This window comes from Cupriavidus sp. OTU4054 (assembly GCF_038440175.1).
Classification (GTDB): Bacteria; Pseudomonadota; Gammaproteobacteria; order Burkholderiales; family Burkholderiaceae; genus Cupriavidus; species Cupriavidus pauculus_D.
The window spans coordinates 44039-63729 of sequence record NZ_JASATF010000019.1 but is presented as its reverse complement, the minus strand read 5'-3'; the positions used below and the strand labels follow the sequence as shown (position 1 = coordinate 63729).

Genomic DNA, 19691 nt, shown 5'->3' with positions numbered 1-19691 from the left:
GACGCAACAACCTGAACCTTTTTCCCATCAATTGCGCTAGGGAATTTCCCCAATGCACAGATTGGGGCAATCTAAGCCCACCGGATGGACCCGCCGCATAGCTATCAAGAATCGTGCCCGGAGCGTGAAAAGTGGCATTAAAGCCGCGCGTCGCGCACCTCATAATAGACACGGTTTTAAATAGGCATTTATTTCTGATTTAGCAATGCCTCTCCAATGTGCATAATGTCTGGCCGCACCATAATAGGGAAAACCCGTGATTGCGGGATTACCCTGATATTGTCTGGCTGTATGCACATCGGCACACCCGATGGCAGAAATACGAGGCGAAAAAAAACGGCACCATAAAGGTGCCGTTTTTTGCGGGTTTCAAACGCGTCTCAGACCGACACGCTTGCCAGGCCCCGCGGCAGCGGGAAGGACATGTTCTCCTCCACGCCATCCAGCGCGCGCACCGAGCGCGCACCGAGCGCGCGCGGGCGCTCGACGATCGCCTGCGCCAGGGCCTCGGGGGCCGAGGCGCCCGCGGTCAGGCCGATGCGGCGCTTGCCGGCGACCCACTCGGGCTGCAGCTGGGCGGGATCGTCCACCATGTACGCCGGCACGCCGAGGCGGTCCGCGAGTTCGCGCAGGCGGTTGGAGTTCGAGCTGTTGGGGCTGCCCACGACGATCACCACCTCGACCTGCGGCACCATGAACTTCACGGCGTCCTGGCGGTTCTGCGTGGCATAGCAGATATCCTGCTTCTTCGGCTCGCGGATCTCGGGGAAGCGCGCCTTCAGCGCGTTCACGATCTCGGCGGTCTCGTCGACGGACAGCGTGGTCTGCGTGACGTAGGCGAGCTGGGCCGGGTCCTTGACCTCGAGGCGTCCGACGTCCTCGACGGACTCCACCAGCAGCATGCCGTGCTCCGACTGGCCCATCGTGCCTTCCACCTCGGGGTGGCCGCGATGGCCGATCATGATGATCTCGCAACCCTCGGCGCGCATCTTGCCCACTTCCACGTGCACCTTGGTCACGAGCGGGCACGTCGCGTCGAACACGGTCAGGCCGCGTTCCACCGCGTCGGCACGCACTTCCTTGGACACACCGTGCGCGCTGAAGATGACCGTCGAACCGGACGGCACCTCGTCGAGCTCGTCGACGAACACCGCACCCTTCTGGCGCAGGTTCTCCACGACGTAGGCGTTGTGCACGATCTCGTGGCGCACGTAGATCGGCGAACCGAATCGCTCGAGCGCGCGCTCGACGATCTCGATGGCACGGTCAACACCGGCGCAGAAACCGCGCGGCTGAGCGAGCAGGATCTCCGCATCGAGGGCGGGCTGATTGTCGAGCATGGGACGTTCCGCAACGGTGGACATCAGAGAATTCCGATCAACTGGACATCGAACAGGATCGTCTGTCCGGCCAGCGGGTGATTGAAGTCGAACAGCGCGGCAGTCTCGCCGAACTCCTTGAGCACGCCGGCGTAGCTACCGCCGCCCGGCGCATTGAATTCCACGAGATCGCCCGGCGAGTAATCCTCCTCGAACGAGCTGTTCTCGCGCAGCGTCGCCAGCGAGACCCACTGTAGCAGTTCCGGATTACGCGGACCGAACGCGTGCTCGGGCGCGAGCCGATACGTCATGCGCTCGCCCTCGGGCATGCCGAGCAGCGCCTGCTCGAGCATGGGTGCGAGCTGGCCCTGTCCAAGCAGCAGCGTGGCGGGCTTCTCTTCGAAGGTGCTCACCACTTCGGTACCGTTTTCAAGGGAAACACTGTAGTGCAGGGTCAGGAAGGAGTCCGCCTGAACGGTCTTGCGGCCCGCCAGGCCGCCCTCCGCTTCCGACGCAATATTTTGCAAATTCATGGGTGATCAACCGGTCAACAACCCGTATTGTATGCGACTGGACCAACTGACGCCGACCGACGCACCCATCGCCGATCCGCCAAGGAGCCGATTCATGCCGATTACCGACTGGCCCGTCAGCGAACGGCCCCGCGAAAAGCTGCTGCAGGCGGGCGCCGCCACGCTCTCCGACGCCGAATTGCTCGCCGTGTTCCTTCGCGTCGGCGCGGGCGGCAAGACCGCCCTCGACCTGTCCCGCGAACTGATCGGCAGCTTCGGCTCGCTCACCCAGCTGTTCGCCGCCGATCCCGCGCGCCTGGCCGCGTTCAAGGGCATGGGCCAGGCCAAGTTCGCGCAGCTGCAGGTCGTGCCCGAACTGGCGCGCCGCGCGCTCGCCGAATCGCTGCGCGCGCCCCGCCCGCTCGGCACGTCCCGGGCCGTACGCGACTACCTGCGCCTGACGCTGTCCCAGTTGCCGCACGAAACGTTCCACTGCCTCTATCTGGACACGCACCACCGGCTGATCGCCAGCGAGGAGCTGTTCCGCGGCTCCCTGCGGCAGACCCGCGTCTATCCCCGCGAGGTCGCGCGCCAGGCGCTGTTCCACAATGCGGCCGGCGTGATCGTCGCGCATAATCACCCCGGCGGCGCGGCGGCGCCCAGCCGCAGCGACGTCACCACCACCCGGCGGCTGGCGCGCGCACTGGGCACGCTCGACATCGACCTGCTCGATCACTGCATCGTGGCCGGCAACGCCGTCTACTCGTTTGCCGAGCACGACCTGATGCCGGGCCCGGATGTGCCGCCCAGCGCACGGCACCACACTCCCTGACGGAAAAGCGCAGAAGACGTTGATTCCCCTTGCGCTTCCGGTCTATAATGCTCGTTTTGCTGAAGTCTCAACCGCTGCAGTCCGGGCCGCGCGCCTTTTGTTGATCTGTTGCGAACATTGTCCACGAAAAAGATTTAGGAGTGCTTCATGGCACGCGTCTGTCAAGTGACCGGGAAAGCGCCGATGGTCGGCAACAACGTTTCCCACGCAAACAACAAGACCAAGCGCCGTTTTCTGCCCAACCTGCAGAACCGCCGCTTCTTTGTTGAATCGGAAAACCGCTGGGTGAGCCTGCGCGTCTCGAACGCCGGTCTGCGCCTGATTGACAAGAAAGGCATCGACTCCGTGCTCGCAGACCTGCGCGCACGTGGCGAAGTCTAATTAGGAGTCCAACATGGCCAGCAAAGGCGGACGCGACAAGATCAAGCTGGAATCGACCGCAGGTACGGGTCATTTCTACACGACGACCAAGAACAAGCGCACCATGCCGGAAAAGATGGAGATCATGAAGTTCGATCCCGTCGCCCGCAAGCACGTCGCTTACAAGGAAACCAAGATCAAGTAATTGATCCTGCTTTCGCGAAGAACCCCGCTTCATGCGGGGTTTTTTGTTTTCTGGCGCCGGTATGGGGCATTGCGCGTACACTTGCCAGTTTCCTTCTTGCCACGCGCCCCCGCGCGATACCTGCACCATGAATTATGACGTCGCGATCGTCGGCAGCGGACTGGCCGGTCTGACCGTCGCCCTGCAACTGGCCGAGACTCACCGGGTGGCGATGCTCACCAAGCGCGCGATGACGCAGGGCGCGAGCGACTGGGCGCAGGGCGGCATCGCCGCGGTACTGGACTCCGGCGACAGCTACGACGAACACACGCAGGACACGCTGGTCGCGGGTGCGGGCCTGTGCGATGAAGGTGCGACGCGCTTCATCGTGGAGCACGGCCGCGACGCCATCCAGTGGCTGATCGACCGTAGCGTCCCGTTCACGCGCGACGACCAGGCCGAACTCGGATTCCACCTCACGCGCGAAGGCGGACACAGCCATCGCCGCATCATCCATGCCGCCGACGCGACGGGCCATGCCGTGGTCACGACCCTCGCCGAGCAGGCGCGCCGGCACCCGAACATCACGATCATCGAAGACCAGTTCGCGATCGACCTGATCACCGCGGAGAAGCTCGGCCTGCCCGGCAACAAATGCTACGGCCTGTACGTACTCGACGACGCGACGGGCGAGGTGCGCACCATCACGGCCACGCACACGGTGCTCGCGGCCGGTGGCGCAGGCAAGGTCTACCTGTACACGACCAATCCCGATACGGCGACCGGCGACGGCATTGCGATGGCATGGCGCGCGGGCTGCCGCGTGGCGAACATGGAGTTCATCCAGTTCCATCCGACCTGCCTCTATCACCCTTACGCGAAGTCGTTCCTGATCTCGGAAGCGGTGCGCGGCGAAGGCGGCCTGCTGAAGCTGCCCGACGGCACACGATTCATGCCCGACCACGATCCGCGCGCGGAACTCGCGCCGCGCGACGTGGTGGCGCGCGCGATCGACTTCGAGATGAAGAAGCGCGGCCTCGACTGCGTGTACCTCGATATCACGCATCAGCCGCCCGAATTCCTCAAGGAGCATTTCCCGACGATCCACGCGCGCTGCCTCGAACTCGGCATCGATATCACGCGCGAGCCGATTCCGGTCGTGCCCGCCGCGCACTACACGTGCGGTGGCGTGGTGACGGACACGGCGGGCCGCACCGATCTCTCCAATCTCTACGCGGTGGGCGAGACGGCCTGCACGGGCCTGCACGGCGCCAACCGGCTGGCATCGAATTCGTTGCTGGAATGCATCGTGATCGGCCGCGCGGCCGCCGCCGATATCGCCTCGCAGGACAAGGCCGGCGCGCCCGATATCCAGTTGCCCGCCTGGGACGAGAGCCGCGTATCGGATGCCGACGAGGAAGTCGTGGTGTCGCACAACTGGGACGAGCTGCGCCGCATGATGTGGAACTACGTGGGGATTGTGCGCACGGACAAGCGGCTCGAACGCGCGCAGCACCGCATCGGCCTGCTGCGCGAGGAGATCGCCGAGTACTACGCGAATTTCCGCGTCACGCGCGATCTGCTCGAACTGCGCAACCTCGTGGAGGTGGCGTCGCTGATCGTTGACAGCGCGTACTCGCGGCACGAGAGCCGCGGCCTCCATTTCAGCCGCGACTATCCCGATACCCTGCCGAAGGCGCTGCCGACCGTGCTGCAGCCGCTGACCCGCCGCGCGGAAGCGCACCGCAACGGCAAGCAGAAGATCAGCCGATAGAAGTTCGGCCGATAGAGGTTCAGCCGATAATACGCAGCGAGTAGTCGGTCGCGCGGACGTCCTTCGTCAGCGCGCCGACCGAAATGCGGTCCACGCCCGTCTCCGCGAACCTGCGGATGGTATCGGCGTTCACGTTGCCCGACACTTCCAGCAACGCGCGGCCTTCGTTGACGCGCACGGCCTCGTGCATCATCTCGACGGTGAAGTTGTCGATCAGCACCGAGGTCGCGCCGGCGGCCAGCGCCTCTTCGAGCTCGGCGATCGACTCCACCTCGACCTGCACGGTCGCGTCGGTATCGAGCGCGAGCGCGGCCTGCATCGCAGCCGTGATGCTGCCCGCCGCCGCAATGTGGTTTTCCTTGATCAGGATGCCGTCATACAACGCCAGCCGCTGGTTCTCGCCGCCGCCGATCTTTACCGCGTACTTCTGCGCGAGGCGCAGCCCCGGCAGCGTCTTGCGCGTGTCGAGCACGCGTGCGCGCGTCCCGTCGATCAGATCGGCATAGCGCCGCGTGGCGGAGGCCACGCCGGACAACAGCTGCAGGAAATTCAGCGACGGCCGCTCGGCCGTGAGCAACGCGCGCGCGGGACCCGTGATCTCGCACACCACGTCGTCGGGCGACATGCGCGCGCCCTCCTCCTTGAACCACCGCACCGCAAGCCGCGCGTCCACGGCCTGCATGCAGGCGTCGAACCACGGCTGGCCGCATAACACGGCAGACTCGCGCACGATCACGCGCGCGTGGGCGGCCTTGTCCGCCGGCACCAGCAGGCCGGTCAGATCGCCCGTTCCCACATCCTCCGCGATGGCCGCGGCCACGTTCTGCGCGAGCGCCGCGCGCAGCGCGGGGCCATAACTGTCGAATACCGGATTCGCGCTCATGCCGGACCCACTCCCTGGAACAGCTGCGACTCGCGCGCGAGATCGGACGATGGGCGCACGTTCGCCTTCTGCTTCGCGGCGAAATCGAGCATGCGGTCGATACACGTATAGGCCTGGCGGCCGATCTCGGGATCGACGTGAATCTCGTTGTGACCCTTCTCGAGCACCTCGGCGAGGTTCGAGAGCGCGTTCATCGCCATCCACGGGCAATGCGCGCAGCTCTTGCACGTCGCGCTGTTGCCGGCGGTCGGCGCCTCGATGAAGTGCTTGCCCGGCGCCGCCATCCGCATCTTGTGCAGGATGCCGTTGTCGGTCGCCACGATGAACTCCTTCGCGTCGAGCTGCTGCGCGGCGGTGATCAGCTGCGTCGTCGAGCCGACCACGTCCGCGAGCGCCACCACGTTGGCCGGCGATTCGGGATGCACGAGGATCTTCGCGTTCGGATGCTCCTTGCGCAGCAGATCGAGTTCGATGCCCTTGAACTCGTCGTGCACGAGGCACGAGCCCTGCCACAGCAGCATATCCGCGCCCGTCTGCTTCTGGATGAAGCCGCCGAGGTGCTTGTCTGGTGCCCACAGGATCTTCTCGCCGCGCGCATGCAGATGCTCGACGATCTTGAGCCCGATGCTCGAGGTCACCATCCAGTCCGCCCGCGCCTTCACGGCCGCGCTGGTGTTCGCATAGACGACCACCGTGCGGTCGGGATGCGCGTCGCAGAATGCCGCGAAATCGTCGGCCGGACAGCCCAGGTCGAGCGAACAGGTCGCATCGAGGTCCGGCATCAGGATGGTCTTCTCGGGGCTCAGGATCTTGGCGGTCTCGCCCATGAAGCGCACGCCGGCCACCACGAGCGTGGTCGCGGGATGCTCGCGCCCGAAGCGTGCCATCTCGAGCGAATCGGACACGCAGCCGCCCGTTTCCTCGGCCAGATCCTGCAGATCGGCATCGACGTAGTAGTGCGCTACGAGTACCGCGTTGCGCGCCTTCAGCAGGCGGCGAATACGGTCCTTGAGCGCGGCGCGCTCGTCCTGCGACAACACCGGGGGCACCTTGGCCCAGGCATGCGCGACGCAGCTCGTGCCGGCGCTGTCGTCATCGGTCAGGATCGGTTTCTCGAACTCGACGGTCTTGAGCGCTTGGGAAGTCGTTTGTGGGGTCATGTCTGCGGTACTCCTCTGCCGACCGCACGGCGCCGTGCATGCGGCGCCATCTATCGAACACGGCAAGAGTGTAAAACGAAAAAAAGCCCCGCGAGGTGCGGGGCTTCTGGGTGCAACCGACTCAGGGTTGCGGCCGATTGTATCAGGCGTACCGGCGCAGGCGCAGCGAAAAGTCCTGCAGCGCTTCGATGCCGCTGGCCTCGGCGCGGTGGCACCAGGCCTGCAGTGCCTGCAGCAGCTGCTCGCGCGTCATGTTCGAGCGGCCCCAGATCACGGCCAGTTCGCGGCGCATTTCCACGAACGTGTGCAGCGCCTTGTGCTGCTCGACAATGCTGGCCAGCTGCTGGCGCTGCGTCGCCGCAAGCTTGGTTTCCTCGCGGTGGAACCACTTGCGCGCGGGCTTCAGGTTGCTGTACTCGGCCACGCGGCCTTCCTTGAGCTTGTCCAGTTCCTGACGGAACGCGCCCTTCACGGCCTTGGCGTAGCGGGCCATCACGTCGTAGCGGTTGGCGATGATCGCCTCCAGCGTGTTGTGATCGACCGGGCGTGCCTCGACGAGACGTGCCTTGGGCGGGATCTTCTTGACCTTGGCCAGACCCACCGCCTGCATGCCGCGGATATACCACCAGCCCACATCGAACTCGTACCACTTGATGGAGAACTTGGCCGAAGTCGGATACGTGTGGTGGTTGTTGTGCAGCTCTTCGCCGCCGATGATGATGCCCCACGGCGACACGTTGGTCGAAGCGTCCTCGCAATCGTAATTGCGATACCCCCACCAGTGGCCGAGACCGTTGATGATGCCGGCCGCGTGGATCGGGATCCAGAGCATCTGCACGGCCCACACGGTCATGCCGATCACGCCGAACAGCGCGAGATCGATGATCAGCATCAGGCCCACGCCCTGCCAGCCGAAGCGCGAGTACACATTGCGCTCGATCCAGTCGTCGGGCGTGCCATGGCCGAACTTGGCGATGGTTTCCTTGTTCTTGGCTTCCTCGCGATAGAGCTCGGCGCCTTCCATCAGCACCTTGCGGATACCGCGCGTCTGCGGGCTGTGCGGATCGTCTTCGGTCTCGCACTTGGCGTGGTGCTTGCGGTGAATGGCGGTCCATTCCTTCGTCACCATGCCCGTGGTCAGCCACAGCCAGAACCGGAAGAAATGCTGGGCGATGGGATGCAGGTCCAGCGACCGGTGCGCCATGCAGCGGTGCAGGAAGATCGTGACGCCCGCGATGGTGATATGGGTCACCACGAGCGTGAAGAGGGTGATCTCCCACCAGGACCAGTTGGCAAGGCCGTTGGCGGCCCAGTCAAGAATTGTGTCGAACAAACTGTTCTCCGTCGATTAAACAGGTCTGTAGCCCAGCACGGGTCGTGCCAGCCCACTCAGTGCGCAGCAAAACGTCTGCGAAAGAATCATCGATTGCGATAGCTATCTCGACGCGCCCGGTGGCACATCGGGGCCCGGGCGGTTCGCGGTACGAGCCGCTGCAATCTGGCGGCTGTATGTCTGTATGTGTCTGTATGGTGTGGGGCGCGGAAGTTCCTGCCTGGAAATTCCTGCCTGGAAATCCTGCCCGCGACAACCCCTCATTCTACCGGATCGGCGCGGGTGGAACATCCGCTTTTTCCCCGACTTGGAGAGGCGCCTGAGGCGTTTGTTCCGCGAGTGACCCCGACGTCGCACGAATCTCGCGCTGCGGATACGGGATGGAAATGCCGTTTGCCTTGAACGTGCGCCAGATCGCGCGGTTCATCGCCGATTGCACGCCGAGCTTGCCCTTCTCGGGATCGGCGATGTTGACGGCAATTTCGTACTCGATGCCGCTTTCTGCGAACGCGACCAGAAACCCGGTCGGCTTCGGTTCGGGGAGCACGCGTGGCAGATCGCGCACACAGGCCTCGAGTAGCGCGATCACGGTGTCGGGATCGGCGGCGTAGTCGGCCTGCACACGTGCCGCCACGCGCACATTGGTATTCGAGAACGAGTGATTCTGGACGGACTGGGCCACGAGTTGCTCGTTCGGCACCAGCGTTTCCCCGTCCCCGTTTCGCACCACGGTGTAGCGCGTGCGGATCTGGGCCACGATACCCGTGTACTTGTCCACCGTGATCTGGTCGCCGAGTTTGACCGAGCGGTCGAGCAGGATGATGAATCCCGAGATGTAGTTGCTCGCGATCTTCTGCAGACCCAGGCCCAGACCCACCCCGAGCGCGCCGCCGAATACCGACAGCACGGTCAGGTCGATACCCACGAGCGACAGGCTCAGCAGCAGCGCCACGACCAGCAGCAATGCCTTGGCGATGCGCGTGAGCACGACCTTGAGGTTGGTATCGAGGCTCGGCGCGCGCATCAGCCGGTCTTCGAGCCACGAGCCGAACCACATGGCCACCAGCACGGTCAGCAGGATCCAGATCGCGCCGAGCAGCGTGCTCGCGAGGCTCACGTCCTGCTTGCCGCCTACGGAGAAGCGTACGTCCTGCATCCAGCCGATGACGTCCCACAGCAGCCCCATCACATACAGGCCCATGCCGAGCCACACGAGGGTCGTCAGCACCTTCTCGACCAGCACGAGCATGCCCTGCAGCTGGCCGTCGCCCGACATCACGCGCCGGAGAATGTAGAACGCGAAATACAGGAACGTGATGCCGAACAGCGGCACCAGCGCGAGCCGCAGCACGCTGACCGAACCCAGCGGGACCAGCGCGTAGCGCGCGACCATCACCAGCAGCCAGCCGAACAGCGGGAACATGGCCCGCTCGAGGCTGGCGGCGGCAAAGCGCAGCGCGAAGCTCGAGGTGGCATAGCGCGCGTCGAGCCGCTTCACGACATGGCGCGCGAGGAACCACGCGACCACGAGGCAGCCCGCCAGCACCGCGATCTGCCAGAAGAACGCCTGCCCGCCGGCATCGCGGATCAGGTCATCGAGCATCCTCCCGAACGGAGGACGCGTGGCGGGAGACCCGCTCACCGTACCCACCGCATCCACTGCGCTTGCCGCCTCGGGCATCAGCGCGTCCGTTCGAGCACCGCGGCGAAGAAGCCGTCGGTCTGGTGGATATGCGGAAATAGCGCCAACATGCCGCTATCGGCCGGCAACGAGGGGACTTCGATCTTCTGCTCGGCAAACACTTCCTGCACGGGAACCAGGCGGAAATTGTCGTGCGTTGCCAGAAAATCGCGCACGATGGCTTCGTTCTCGGCCTCGAGCACGCTGCAGGTGGCGTAGACGATGCGGCCGCCGCCCTTCACCAGACGCGCGGCGGAGTCGAGGATCGCGCGCTGCTTCTCGGTCAGCTCGACGACCGACTCGGGCGTCTGGCGCCACTTGAGGTCGGGATTGCGGCGCAGGGTGCCGAGGCCGCTGCATGGCGCATCCACGAGTACGCGATCGATCTTCCCCGCCAGGCGCTTGACCTTGGCGTCGCGCTCGGAGTCGATCAGCACCGGATGCACGTTGGACAGCCCGCTGCGCGCGAGACGCGGCTTCAGGTTGGCCAGACGCTTTTCGGAGACGTCGAATGCGTACAGACGGCCCGTCGAGCGCATCGCCACGCCCAGCGCGAGCGTCTTGCCGCCCGCGCCCGCGCAGAAGTCGACGACCATCTCGCCGCGCTTCGGTGCCACCAGGTTGCACAGCAGCTGGCTGCCTTCGTCCTGCACTTCCACGCCGCCATTGATGAACAGCGGCAACTGGTTCAGCGCGGGCTTGCCCGCGAGGCGGATGCCGGCCGGCGCCATCGGCGTGGGCGCGGCGCCGATACCGGCGGCCTCGAGCTCCTCGATGGCCTGTTCGCGCGACACCTTGGCCAGATTGGCACGCAGGTCCAGCGGCGCCGGACGCAGCCAGGCGTCGCCGAGCGCGGCCGTGAAGGCCTCGCCGTGGCGGGCGAGCAGATCGTCGTACAGCCACTCGGGCAGGTTCGCGCGCACGCGCGGCGCGAGGCTCGCGCGCTCGATCGTGGTCAGGCGGTCGAGCCACTCGGCCTCGTCGGGATACAGGAACGGTGTCAGCGCGTCGCGGCCGAGCGTGGCGGCGAGGCCCAGCAGGCCCAGGCGGCGCGTGGCGGAACCGGTACCGCTTTCGGCGAACTGGCCGAATTCGACGCGCCGGCGCAACACCGCGAAGATCGCCTCGGCGATGATGCCGCGCTCGCGGTGGCCGAGCTTGCTGTTCTCGCGGAAGTAATGGCTGACCACGCTGTCCGCGGGACGCGCGAACAGCAGCACCTTGCCGAGCAGACGATCGATGTGCTGCAGATGAAACGCCTGCAGGCCGCTGCTGCTGCGCGCGAACGCGCCATCGGTACCGGTGCGCGGACCGTTGGCATCGGGCTTGCCGCCCGCTTTTCGGATCGGGCTCGACTTGCCCTTGCTGCGATTTCGCTGTCGATTCTGTTCGGGTGTTGCGTGATTACGACTGATTGTCATGATGAGATACCTGCCACGCCGGCGCTGGCTGAAAGGGCCAGGAACCACTGCGGTTCGGCCGGGTGAACGTGAACGATGCCGTCCTGCACGCGCAGCCGGTTCTCGATGAACCAGCGTACGGCACGCGGATAGATGATGTGCTCGCAATCGAGCAGACGTTCGGCCAACGACTCGGGTGTGTCGCCAGGCAGAACGTCGAGTGCCCCCTGCATCACGATCGGACCATGATCGAGTTCAGAAGTCACGAAATGCACCGTCGCGCCATGAAGCTTGACGCCCGCATCGAGCGCCTGCCGATGCGTCTTGAGGCCAGGAAAACTCGGCAGCAGCGACGGGTGAATATTCAGCATGCGGCCCGCGTAGTGGTCGACGAAGGCCGGCGTGAGAATGCGCATGAAGCCCGCCAGCACTACCAGATCCGGCTGACATGCGTCGATCGCGTCGCGCATGGCCGTATCGAAAGCGGCACGGTCGGGATAATGCTGATGGTCGATAACGATCGTGGGGATACCATGCTCGGCGGCAAACTGCAGGCCTGCGGCATCCGCGCGATTCGACAGGATAGCCGCAACCCGGGCAGGCCAGCGCTCGGATTCGCAGGCACGGACGATGGCTTCCATGTTTGTGCCACGCCCCGAGATCAGGATCACAATATTTTTCATCGCGCAATTCTACCAAGCGAAAGCCTAAACTCTCGCAAAGCGAGCGTATTAGGTGCTTAATTCACGGGAAATTTGCACGCATCGGCAATTTCCCACGGCGGACCTGTTGAAAATACCTGCGATGGATGGATTGTGACGCCTCACTCGCTCTGTTAGAGTGGCCGTTACGTCCACGCGCCCCCTTAGGCAAGGCGAGGTGACAACAAGGACGAGCTGGGAAATTAGACGGGAATACGCATGTCGAACACTGCACCGACTCTGTTGGTGGTCGATGATCATCCTATGGCCCTATCAGGCACGACCGCGTTTCTCGCGGAAGTCATGCCGGACGTCGCGGTTCACGCGGCCGGCAGTGCCAAAGAGGCTCTCAATTCGCTGCAACAGGGATTGCGTCCCGATATCGTGCTGCTCGATATCTGGCTGAACGACGGCACGGGCTTCGATGCCATGCAGACGTTCAAGACCGTGATCCCCGGCGCGCGATTTATTTTCATGTCGGCGGAAGCCACGCCCGAGATCGTGGGCCGTGCCCGCGCGCTCTCCGCGTGCGGTTTCGTCGGCAAGCACCTCGATGCCAACGCGTTCACCGCGGCGGTCCGCAAGGTGCTCGCCGGCGATACGAGTTTTCCGACCGATGAAGCGCTCAGCGGCCGCTCGCAGCAGTTCGGGCCCGCGCACGGCATCCCCGTCACGCCGGCGGAACTGGGCCTGACCCCGCGTCAGGGCTCGGTGCTCGCACTGGTGCTGGAAGGGCTGCCGAACAAGGTCATCGCGCGCAAGCTCGGCCTGACCGAAAACACCGTCAAGGAACACGTGTCCGCGATCCTGCAGCGCCTTGGTGTGCGTACGCGCATGCAGGTCATGTCGCGCATGGAGCGTTTCCGCCTGCGCCAGTAACACGGCGCCGGCTCCCTCCGGCCCAATCAGGCCCAATCAGGCCGGATGCAGCCAACGGCGCAGCAGCATGCGCAATGCCGCCGGATCGACCGGTTTCGGCAACACGAAGTACCCCGCCTCTTCCGCCGCCACGAGCGCGTCGGATTTCAGATCGCCCGTGAGCAATGCACTGCGCGCCTGCGGCTGCGTGGTCTGCCAGCGCTCGAGCAGGTCCAGCCCATTCTCGCTGCCCGGAAGCCGCAGATCGCAGAAGATGATGTCCGGCTTCAATCCCTTGCGGAACAGGCTGTCGGCCTCGGCGCCATGCGCGGCGCATGCCACGCGGATACCCCACGCCTCCATCAGCGCGATCCACGCCTTGCGGATCTGATTGTCGTCATCGACCACGAGCACGGTGCCGCGCATCGGCTCCGGCTTCGCTTCCTCGGCGCGCGCATTGGCGCGCATCGCGCGGATGCTGGCGATGGATTCCGCCGGTGCCGGCGCGAGCGCGAACCAGAACACCGATCCCTTGCCCGGCACGGACCGCACGCCGTACGTTCCGCGCATCAGCCGCACGCACTCCTTGAAGATCGCGAGGCCAAGGCCGAGCCCCTGCGACGGATCGCGCTGCGGGTTGTGGACCTGGTAATACGGCGAGAAGATATCGGGCAGATGCTCCGGGGTGATGCCCGCGCCCGTATCCCACACCTCGAGGCGAATATGCTTGCGGCGTTGCCGGGCCGTGACGAGGATGCCGCCGCGCTTCGTGTAGCGCAGCGCGTTCTGCACGAGGTTGAACAGCGCGCGCCGCAGCAGCACCGGTTCGGCCATCGCGTAGATCTCGTCGGGAACCCGCGGATTCAGCGACAGGCCGCTCTCGCGCGCATCGGCCGCGAACTGGCTCATCACGTCATGGATCAGCCCGTTGAGGTCGCAAGGCTCCAGCGTGGGCAGTACCTTGCGGCCCTCGAGCTTGGAGAGGTCCAGCAGCGAGCGGAACAGCAGGTCGATGGTCTGCGTGCCCGCCGCGACCTGCTCCACGAGCGGGTGCAGCGCGCTCGACTGGTTGCGCGCGCGCAACGCTTCCACGAGCATGACCAGCGCATGCACGGGCTGCCGCAGGTCATGGCTGGCCGCGGCGAGAAAGCGCGATTTCTCCTCGCTGGCATGGAGCGCGCGTTCCTTCTCTTCCTGGAACTGCTTGGCCAGCCGGCGGCTGCCGCTCTCGAGCTGGATGGCGCGCACGAGCGCGTGCTGGAGGTTCAGCGCATGGCGCGCGAGCATCAGCGCGTAGACGATCAGCAACAGCTGTACATAGCCGCCGTGCCCCGGGAACGCGAAGTCGGCGAGCAGCACGTTCGGCACGAGGATCGGCACCCCCGCGAAGACGAGGTTCGACGGGACCGGCGACTGCGACGTGGCACCGCCGGCCAGCACGCCGAGTGTCAGCAGATAGAGCACCGCCGAGAACACGCTCGAGTCCGTATAGAGATGCAGCAGCGCGGAGCTGCCCCACGTGAGCCCCGTGACGAACGAGTACACGCGCATGTTGTTCCACCACTTGCGCGTGTGGGCGGAACGGCTCATGCGGCCGCCATCGCGCTTGTAGCCGAAGTAGAACCACGCGACCGTGGCCGTCAGGATCAGCATGACCGCGCACCATGCCAGCAGCGCCGTGTGCTGGGCCTCGTGCCAGAACGTCGCGGCCGTCAGGCCTGGCAGCACGAGCGAAGCGCCGATCCCCGTCGGGGAGACGCGATGGACCGTGGCCAGCAGTTTTGCGCGCGTCTCGGTGTCGAGCGGCGGCCCGGGCGGGGGCAGTAACTTGTTGAGCAGCGCGTTCAATGTTGACCCTGATCTGACGCTGACACCGCGGGCGCCGCCCGCCCCTGCCCGACACTGCCAAAAACGACAGAATCGGCAAGGCGCACCGAGCATTGCATGTGTCGCGCGATTGGTATTCCGAGTGGCGCATATCATGCCGCCTTTTGCCGTGCCGCGCCATGCTTCGGCGGCTTTCCGCCCACATTGGCCCTTGATCGGGCGCCGGTGCGCCACCAAATGGGGCAGACGGGGCCATTCGCCTTATAATGCCCGTTTTCCCCGAATTGCTTTTTCGCCGTCCTCGTGAAAGTCTTCCGCGGCCTGCCCAACGCCGAAAGCCGGGCGCCCTGCGCGCTCACCATCGGCAATTTCGACGGTGTGCACCGCGGCCACCAGTCGCTGCTCGCGCGCGCCCGCGCGGCCGCCGACGCACGCGGCCTGCCGCTGTGCGTGATGACCTTCGAGCCGCATCCGCGCGAATTCTTCACGCCCGACCGCGCGCCGAAACGCATCGCGCTGCTGCGCGACAAGCTGGATGCGCTGCGCGCCAATGGCGTCGATCGCGTAGTGGTGGAACACTTCAACGCCCACTTTGCCGCGCAGTCGCCGCAAGCCTTCGTCGAGAACGTGCTGTGGCACGGGCTGCACGCGCGCTGGGTGCTGGTCGGCGACGACTTCCGGTTTGGCGCGCGGCGCGCCGGTGACGTGGACTTCCTGCGCGAGGCGGGCCAGCAGTACGGCTTCGACGTCGAGCAGATGGGCTCCGTCTCCGAAGGTGGCGTGCGGATCTCCAGCTCGGCGGTGCGCCAGGCGCTCGAGGAAGGCGACCTCGAGCACGCGCGGCGGCTGCTGGGCCACGGCTATGCGATCAGCGGCCACGTGATCCACGGCCGCAAGCTCGGCCGCGACCTCGGTTTTCCGACGCTGAACCTGCGTATCTCGCACAAGCGCCCGGCCGTCAACGGCATCTTCGTGGTGCAGGTGCATGGGCTCGCCGACCGGCCGTTGCCGGGCGTGGCCAGCATCGGCGTGCGGCCGACCATCGAGGACGCGGGCCGCGTGCTGCTGGAAGTGCATCTGTTCGATTTCAATGCGAACCTCTACGGCAAGCTCGTGCGCGTGGAGTTCATGAAGAAGCTGCGCGACGAGGCGCGCTTCGACAGCCTGGACGAGCTGACCGCCGCCATCGCGAAGGACAGTGCCGACGCGCGGGCATTCTTTGGGCTGACCGCCCCGGACGCGACCTCGGCAACCGACCGAATTAGGTAGCGGAGCCGGTGCCCGGTACGTGATACCGCGGCCCCGGTGGCCCGCCACTCCGCCTCACCCGCCAGATATCCGAATGATCGCGCGGCGACACGCAACTACCGCCGCGCCCGACTGTATCCCGAGAATCAAGACATGTCCGACGACAAACGCGCCAAGCCCGAGAAAAGCAAGTATCCGGTCAACCTGCTGGATACGCCGTTCCCCATGCGGGGCGACCTGCCCAAGCGTGAGCCGCAATGGGTCAAGCAATGGCAGGACAAGCAGCTCTACAAGAAGATCCGCGCGGCGCGCAAGGGTGCGAAGAAATTCGTGCTCCATGACGGCCCCCCGTATGCCAATGGCGACATCCATATCGGCCACGCGGTCAACAAGGTCCTCAAGGACATGATCGTGAAGGCGCGCGGCCTGACGGGCCTCGACGCCGTGTACGTGCCGGGCTGGGATTGCCACGGCATGCCGATCGAGATCCAGATCGAGAAGCAGTTCGGCAAGGGCCTGCCCGTGCAGGAAGTCCAGTCGAAGGCCCGCGCGTACGCCACCGAGCAGATCGCGCGCCAGATGAAGGACTTCGAGCGCCTCGGCGTGCTCGGTGACTGGGCGCACCCGTACCTGACCATGAACTTCAGCAACGAGGCCGACGAACTGCGCGCCCTCGGCAAGATCATGGAGAAGGGCTACGTGTTCCGCGGCCTGAAGCCCGTGAACTGGTGCTTCGACTGCGGCTCCGCGCTTGCCGAAGCCGAGGTCGAGTACAAGGACAAGGTCGACCTGTCGATCGACGTCGGCTTCCCGTTCGCCGAGACCGACAAGCTCGCGCACGCTTTCCACGTGCCGCTCGCGCAGCTCGAGGCCAAGCCGGGCTGGATCGTGATCTGGACCACCACGCCCTGGACGATCCCGTCGAACCAGGCGCTCAACGTGCATCCCGAGGTCGAGTACGCGCTCGTCGATACGCCGCGCGGCTACCTGATCCTCGCCACCGAGCGCGTGGAAGAGCAGCTCAAGACCTACGGCCTGGAAGGCAAAGTCGTGGCCACCGCGCGCGGCGAGGCCCTGTCGGAGATCCGCTTCCATCATCCGCTCGCGAAGATGGACGCCGGCTACGACCGCCTGTCGCCGATCTACCTCGGCGACTACGTGACCACCGACACGGGCTCGGGCATCGTGCACTCGGCGCCCGCCTACGGCGTGGAGGATTTCCAGTCGTGCAAGGCGCATGGCATGCCCGACGCGGACATCATCAGCCCCGTGATGGGCGATGGCGTCTACGCGAGCACGCTGCCGCTGTTCGGCGGCCAGATGATCTGGGACGCCAACCCGAAGATCGTCGCCGTGCTCGAACAATCGGGCAACCTGTTCAACTCGCACAAGTACGAACACAGCTACATGCACTGCTGGCGTCACAAGACGCCGATCATCTATCGCGCCACCTCGCAATGGTTCGCGGGCATGGATGTGGTGCCGACCAACGACGGCCCGACGCTGCGCGAGACCGCGCTCGCGGGCATCGAGGCCACCGAGTTCTATCCGGCCTGGGGCAAGCAGCGCCTGCACAACATGATCGCGCATCGCCCGGACTGGACGCTCTCGCGCCAGCGCCAATGGGGCGTGCCGATGGCCTTCTTCGTGCACAAGGAAACCGGCGCGCTGCATCCGCGCACGCCGGAGCTGCTGGAAGAAGTGGCGAAGCGCGTGGCACAGCATGGCATCGAAGCCTGGCAGACGCTCGATCCGAAGGAACTGCTCGGTGAAGAGGCCGCGCTGTACGAGAAGAACCGCGACACGCTCGACGTGTGGTTCGACTCGGGCACCACGCACTGGACCGTGATCCGCGGCTCGCACCGCGACGATCTCTACGATCCGTCCGCCGACGAACCGGATGGCCGCCTCGCGGACCTGTATCTCGAGGGTTCGGACCAGCATCGCGGCTGGTTCCACTCGTCGCTGCTGACGGCCTCGATGCTGTACGGCAAGCCGCCGTACAAGGCGCTGCTCACGCACGGCTTCACCGTCGATGGCGAAGGCCGCAAGATGTCGAAGTCGGTCGGCAACACCGTGTCGCCGCAGGACATCTCGAACAAGATGGGCGCCGAGATCATCCGTCTGTGGGTAGCCTCGACCGACTACTCGGGCGAGCTGTCGATCTCGGACGAGATTCTCAAGCGCGTGGTGGAAGGCTATCGCCGCATCCGCAACACGCTGCGCTTCCTGCTGTCGAACCTGACCGACTACGACCACGCGCAGCACGCGCTGCCGCCGTCGCAATGGCTCGAGATCGACCGCTACGCGGTGGCGCTGACCGACCGCCTGCAGAAGGAAGTGCTGTCGCACTACGACGCGTACGAATTCCATCCGGTGGCGGCCAAGCTGCAGACGTTCTGCTCCGAAGACCTCGGCGGCTTCTATCTCGACGTGCTGAAGGACCGCCTGTACACGACGGCACCGAACTCGCAGGCACGCCGCGCCGCGCAGAACGCGCTGTATCACATCACGCAGGCGATGCTGCACTGGATGGCGCCGTTCCTGTCGTTCACGGCCGAAGAAGCGTGGCAGATCTTCGCGCACGGTACCGAGCACAAGGACACGATCTTCACGAGCACGTACTACGCGGTGCCCGCCGTCGATGCCGCGGACGACCTGCTGCAGAAGTGGCACGAGATCCGCGCCGTGCGCGCCGAGGTGACCAGGCAACTCGAAGCGGTGCGCGTCGAGGGCGAGATCGGTTCGTCGCTGCAGGCGGAAGTCACGATCGCCGCGGGCGGCCCGGTGCTGGCCGCGCTGCGGAGCCTCGACGACGATCTGCGCTTCGTGCTGCTGACCTCCGCGGCCAAGGTGGAGCCGGCGCCGGAAGGCGGCGACCTGCTCGTCACGGTCACGCCGTCCGCGCACGCCAAGTGCGAGCGCTGCTGGCACTATCGCGCCGACGTGGGCCACAATCCGGCCCACCCCACCCTCTGCGGCCGCTGCGACAGCAACCTGTTCGGCGCCGGTGAACACAGGAGCCACGCCTGATGGCCACGTCATCGTCCTCGTCACGCGCACGCCCTTCCACCCGCAAGGGCGGCAGCAACGGCAAGGCCGCCCGCGGCAGCAGCACCACGCCGCTGCTGTGGATGGCCTTTGCCGTGCTCGTGGTGATCCTCGACCAGTTCTTCAAGATCCTGATCAGCCGTACGTTCGTGTATGGCGAGTCGCGCCCGGTCACGAGCTTCTTCAATCTCGTGCTGGTGTGGAACAAGGGCGCGGCGTTCAGCTTCCTCGCCGACGCCGGCGGCTGGCAGCGCTGGTTCTTCACGGCGCTGGCCGTCGTCGTGGCCGGCTTTATCGTCTGGCTGCTCTATCGCCATAACGGCCAGAAGATGTTCTGCCTGGCGATCTCGATGATCCTCGGCGGCGCCATCGGCAACGTGATCGATCGCGTCATCCATGGCCACGTGATCGACTTCCTCGACTTCCACCTGCGCAACGCGCACTTCCCCGCGTTCAACGTCGCGGATTGCGCGATCACGGTCGGTGCGGTGCTGCTGATCATCGACGAACTGCGGCGGGTCCGGCGTCACTGAGCGCCCGGCACGTGGCGCGCGGCGGCGGTATGATG

17 protein-coding genes are annotated in these 19691 nt (G+C 65.5%); 8 read left to right on the top strand and 9 right to left on the bottom strand.

What is annotated here, in order from left to right; translation table 11 throughout:
- Positions 1-380: 380 nt before the first annotated feature.
- Positions 381-1340 (bottom strand): 4-hydroxy-3-methylbut-2-enyl diphosphate reductase, encoded by a 960-nt coding sequence (ispH, locus tag AAHB16_RS21345; protein ID WP_342051937.1) that lies wholly within the window; start codon positions 1338-1340, stop codon positions 381-383.
- A 23-nt stretch (positions 1341-1363) separates the two neighbouring features.
- Positions 1364-1852: an FKBP-type peptidyl-prolyl cis-trans isomerase gene (locus AAHB16_RS21340; RefSeq protein ID WP_150370826.1), complete on the bottom strand. Its 489-nt coding sequence runs from the start codon at positions 1850-1852 to the stop codon at positions 1364-1366.
- A 94-nt stretch (positions 1853-1946) separates the two neighbouring features.
- Here AAHB16_RS21340 and radC point away from each other — a divergent pair, with 94 nt between their 5' ends.
- The 4 genes from radC to nadB all read left to right on the top strand — a co-directional run bounded on the left by radC (position 1947) and on the right by nadB (position 4981).
- Positions 1947-2663, top strand: a complete 717-nt coding sequence (gene radC, locus AAHB16_RS21335; protein ID WP_342051907.1) for a RadC family protein — start codon at positions 1947-1949, stop codon at positions 2661-2663.
- 147 nt (positions 2664-2810) lie between these two features.
- A complete protein-coding gene (gene rpmB / locus AAHB16_RS21330) occupies positions 2811-3044 on the top strand; it encodes a 50S ribosomal protein L28 (protein ID WP_006575661.1) in 234 nt (77 codons plus the stop codon).
- Positions 3045-3057: 13 nt separating this feature from the next.
- Positions 3058-3228: a 50S ribosomal protein L33 gene (gene rpmG / locus AAHB16_RS21325; protein ID WP_010814980.1), complete on the top strand. Its 171-nt coding sequence runs from the start codon at positions 3058-3060 to the stop codon at positions 3226-3228.
- A 127-nt stretch (positions 3229-3355) separates the two neighbouring features.
- Complete coding sequence (gene nadB, locus AAHB16_RS21320; RefSeq protein WP_150370824.1) at positions 3356-4981, top strand: L-aspartate oxidase; 1626 nt, start codon at positions 3356-3358, stop codon at positions 4979-4981.
- 19 nt (positions 4982-5000) lie between these two features.
- On the opposite strand, the gene nadC is transcribed toward nadB, so the two are convergent.
- The 6 genes from nadC to purN all read right to left on the bottom strand — a co-directional run bounded on the left by nadC (position 5001) and on the right by purN (position 12121).
- A complete protein-coding gene (gene nadC, locus AAHB16_RS21315; protein WP_150370823.1) occupies positions 5001-5864 on the bottom strand; it encodes a carboxylating nicotinate-nucleotide diphosphorylase in 864 nt (287 codons plus the stop codon).
- Positions 5861-7024 carry a quinolinate synthase NadA gene (gene nadA, locus AAHB16_RS21310; protein ID WP_150370822.1) on the bottom strand — a complete coding sequence of 388 codons (1164 nt, stop codon included), beginning with the start codon at positions 7022-7024 and terminating at the stop codon, positions 5861-5863. The genes nadC and nadA overlap by 4 nt, the downstream gene beginning before the upstream one ends.
- Before the next feature lie 142 nt (positions 7025-7166).
- A complete protein-coding gene (locus tag AAHB16_RS21305; protein ID WP_150370821.1) occupies positions 7167-8357 on the bottom strand; it encodes a DesA family fatty acid desaturase in 1191 nt (396 codons plus the stop codon).
- Between the two features lie 265 nt (positions 8358-8622).
- Entirely contained in the window at positions 8623-9960 is a 1338-nt protein-coding gene (locus AAHB16_RS21300; RefSeq protein ID WP_342051936.1) for a mechanosensitive ion channel family protein, read from the bottom strand.
- Positions 9961-10037: 77 nt separating this feature from the next.
- Positions 10038-11459 carry an RsmB/NOP family class I SAM-dependent RNA methyltransferase gene (locus tag AAHB16_RS21295; protein WP_191002171.1) on the bottom strand — a complete coding sequence of 474 codons (1422 nt, stop codon included), beginning with the start codon at positions 11457-11459 and terminating at the stop codon, positions 10038-10040.
- Entirely contained in the window at positions 11456-12121 is a 666-nt protein-coding gene (gene purN, locus AAHB16_RS21290; protein ID WP_150370819.1) for a phosphoribosylglycinamide formyltransferase, read from the bottom strand. The genes AAHB16_RS21295 and purN overlap by 4 nt, the downstream gene beginning before the upstream one ends.
- A gap of 237 nt (positions 12122-12358) precedes the next feature.
- Between purN and AAHB16_RS21285 the strand changes: the two genes are divergently transcribed.
- Complete coding sequence (locus AAHB16_RS21285) at positions 12359-13018, top strand: response regulator (protein WP_150370818.1); 660 nt, start codon at positions 12359-12361, stop codon at positions 13016-13018.
- A 36-nt stretch (positions 13019-13054) separates the two neighbouring features.
- Here the strand turns inward: AAHB16_RS21285 and AAHB16_RS21280 are convergent, their stop codons facing one another.
- The gene (locus tag AAHB16_RS21280) at positions 13055-14845 is read right to left on the bottom strand and encodes an ATP-binding response regulator (protein WP_223851375.1); all 1791 of its coding nucleotides are present in this window, start codon (positions 14843-14845) and stop codon (positions 13055-13057) included.
- A gap of 282 nt (positions 14846-15127) precedes the next feature.
- Here AAHB16_RS21280 and AAHB16_RS21275 point away from each other — a divergent pair, with 282 nt between their 5' ends.
- The 3 genes from AAHB16_RS21275 (at position 15128) to lspA (ending at position 19656) form a co-directional block, all read left to right on the top strand.
- Positions 15128-16093, top strand: coding sequence for a bifunctional riboflavin kinase/FAD synthetase (locus tag AAHB16_RS21275; RefSeq protein ID WP_150370816.1), 966 nt, complete (start codon positions 15128-15130; stop codon positions 16091-16093).
- 132 nt (positions 16094-16225) lie between these two features.
- Positions 16226-19105: an isoleucine--tRNA ligase gene (gene ileS / locus AAHB16_RS21270; protein WP_342051906.1), complete on the top strand. Its 2880-nt coding sequence runs from the start codon at positions 16226-16228 to the stop codon at positions 19103-19105.
- Entirely contained in the window at positions 19105-19656 is a 552-nt protein-coding gene (gene lspA, locus AAHB16_RS21265) for a signal peptidase II (protein ID WP_342051905.1), read from the top strand. Before ileS ends, lspA begins: the two co-directional genes overlap by 1 nt.
- The last annotated feature ends 35 nt before the right edge of the window (positions 19657-19691 follow it).

Coding starts and splice junctions, on each gene's coding strand:
- purN (WP_150370819.1), bottom strand. CDS start 12,121: ATGAAAAATATTGTGATCCTGATCTCGGGGCGTGGCACAAACATGGAA.
- AAHB16_RS21295 (WP_191002171.1), bottom strand. CDS start 11,459: ATGACAATCAGTCGTAATCACGCAACACCCGAACAGAATCGACAGCGA.
- radC (WP_342051907.1), top strand. CDS start 1,947: ATGCCGATTACCGACTGGCCCGTCAGCGAACGGCCCCGCGAAAAGCTG.
- rpmB (WP_006575661.1), top strand. CDS start 2,811: ATGGCACGCGTCTGTCAAGTGACCGGGAAAGCGCCGATGGTCGGCAAC.
- nadA (WP_150370822.1), bottom strand. CDS start 7,024: ATGACCCCACAAACGACTTCCCAAGCGCTCAAGACCGTCGAGTTCGAG.
- AAHB16_RS21340 (WP_150370826.1), bottom strand. CDS start 1,852: ATGAATTTGCAAAATATTGCGTCGGAAGCGGAGGGCGGCCTGGCGGGC.
- ileS (WP_342051906.1), top strand. CDS start 16,226: ATGTCCGACGACAAACGCGCCAAGCCCGAGAAAAGCAAGTATCCGGTC.
- AAHB16_RS21285 (WP_150370818.1), top strand. CDS start 12,359: ATGTCGAACACTGCACCGACTCTGTTGGTGGTCGATGATCATCCTATG.
- rpmG (WP_010814980.1), top strand. CDS start 3,058: ATGGCCAGCAAAGGCGGACGCGACAAGATCAAGCTGGAATCGACCGCA.
- ispH (WP_342051937.1), bottom strand. CDS start 1,340: ATGCTCGACAATCAGCCCGCCCTCGATGCGGAGATCCTGCTCGCTCAG.
- nadB (WP_150370824.1), top strand. CDS start 3,356: ATGAATTATGACGTCGCGATCGTCGGCAGCGGACTGGCCGGTCTGACC.
- AAHB16_RS21300 (WP_342051936.1), bottom strand. CDS start 9,960: ATGCTCGATGACCTGATCCGCGATGCCGGCGGGCAGGCGTTCTTCTGG.
- nadC (WP_150370823.1), bottom strand. CDS start 5,864: ATGAGCGCGAATCCGGTATTCGACAGTTATGGCCCCGCGCTGCGCGCG.
- lspA (WP_342051905.1), top strand. CDS start 19,105: ATGGCCACGTCATCGTCCTCGTCACGCGCACGCCCTTCCACCCGCAAG.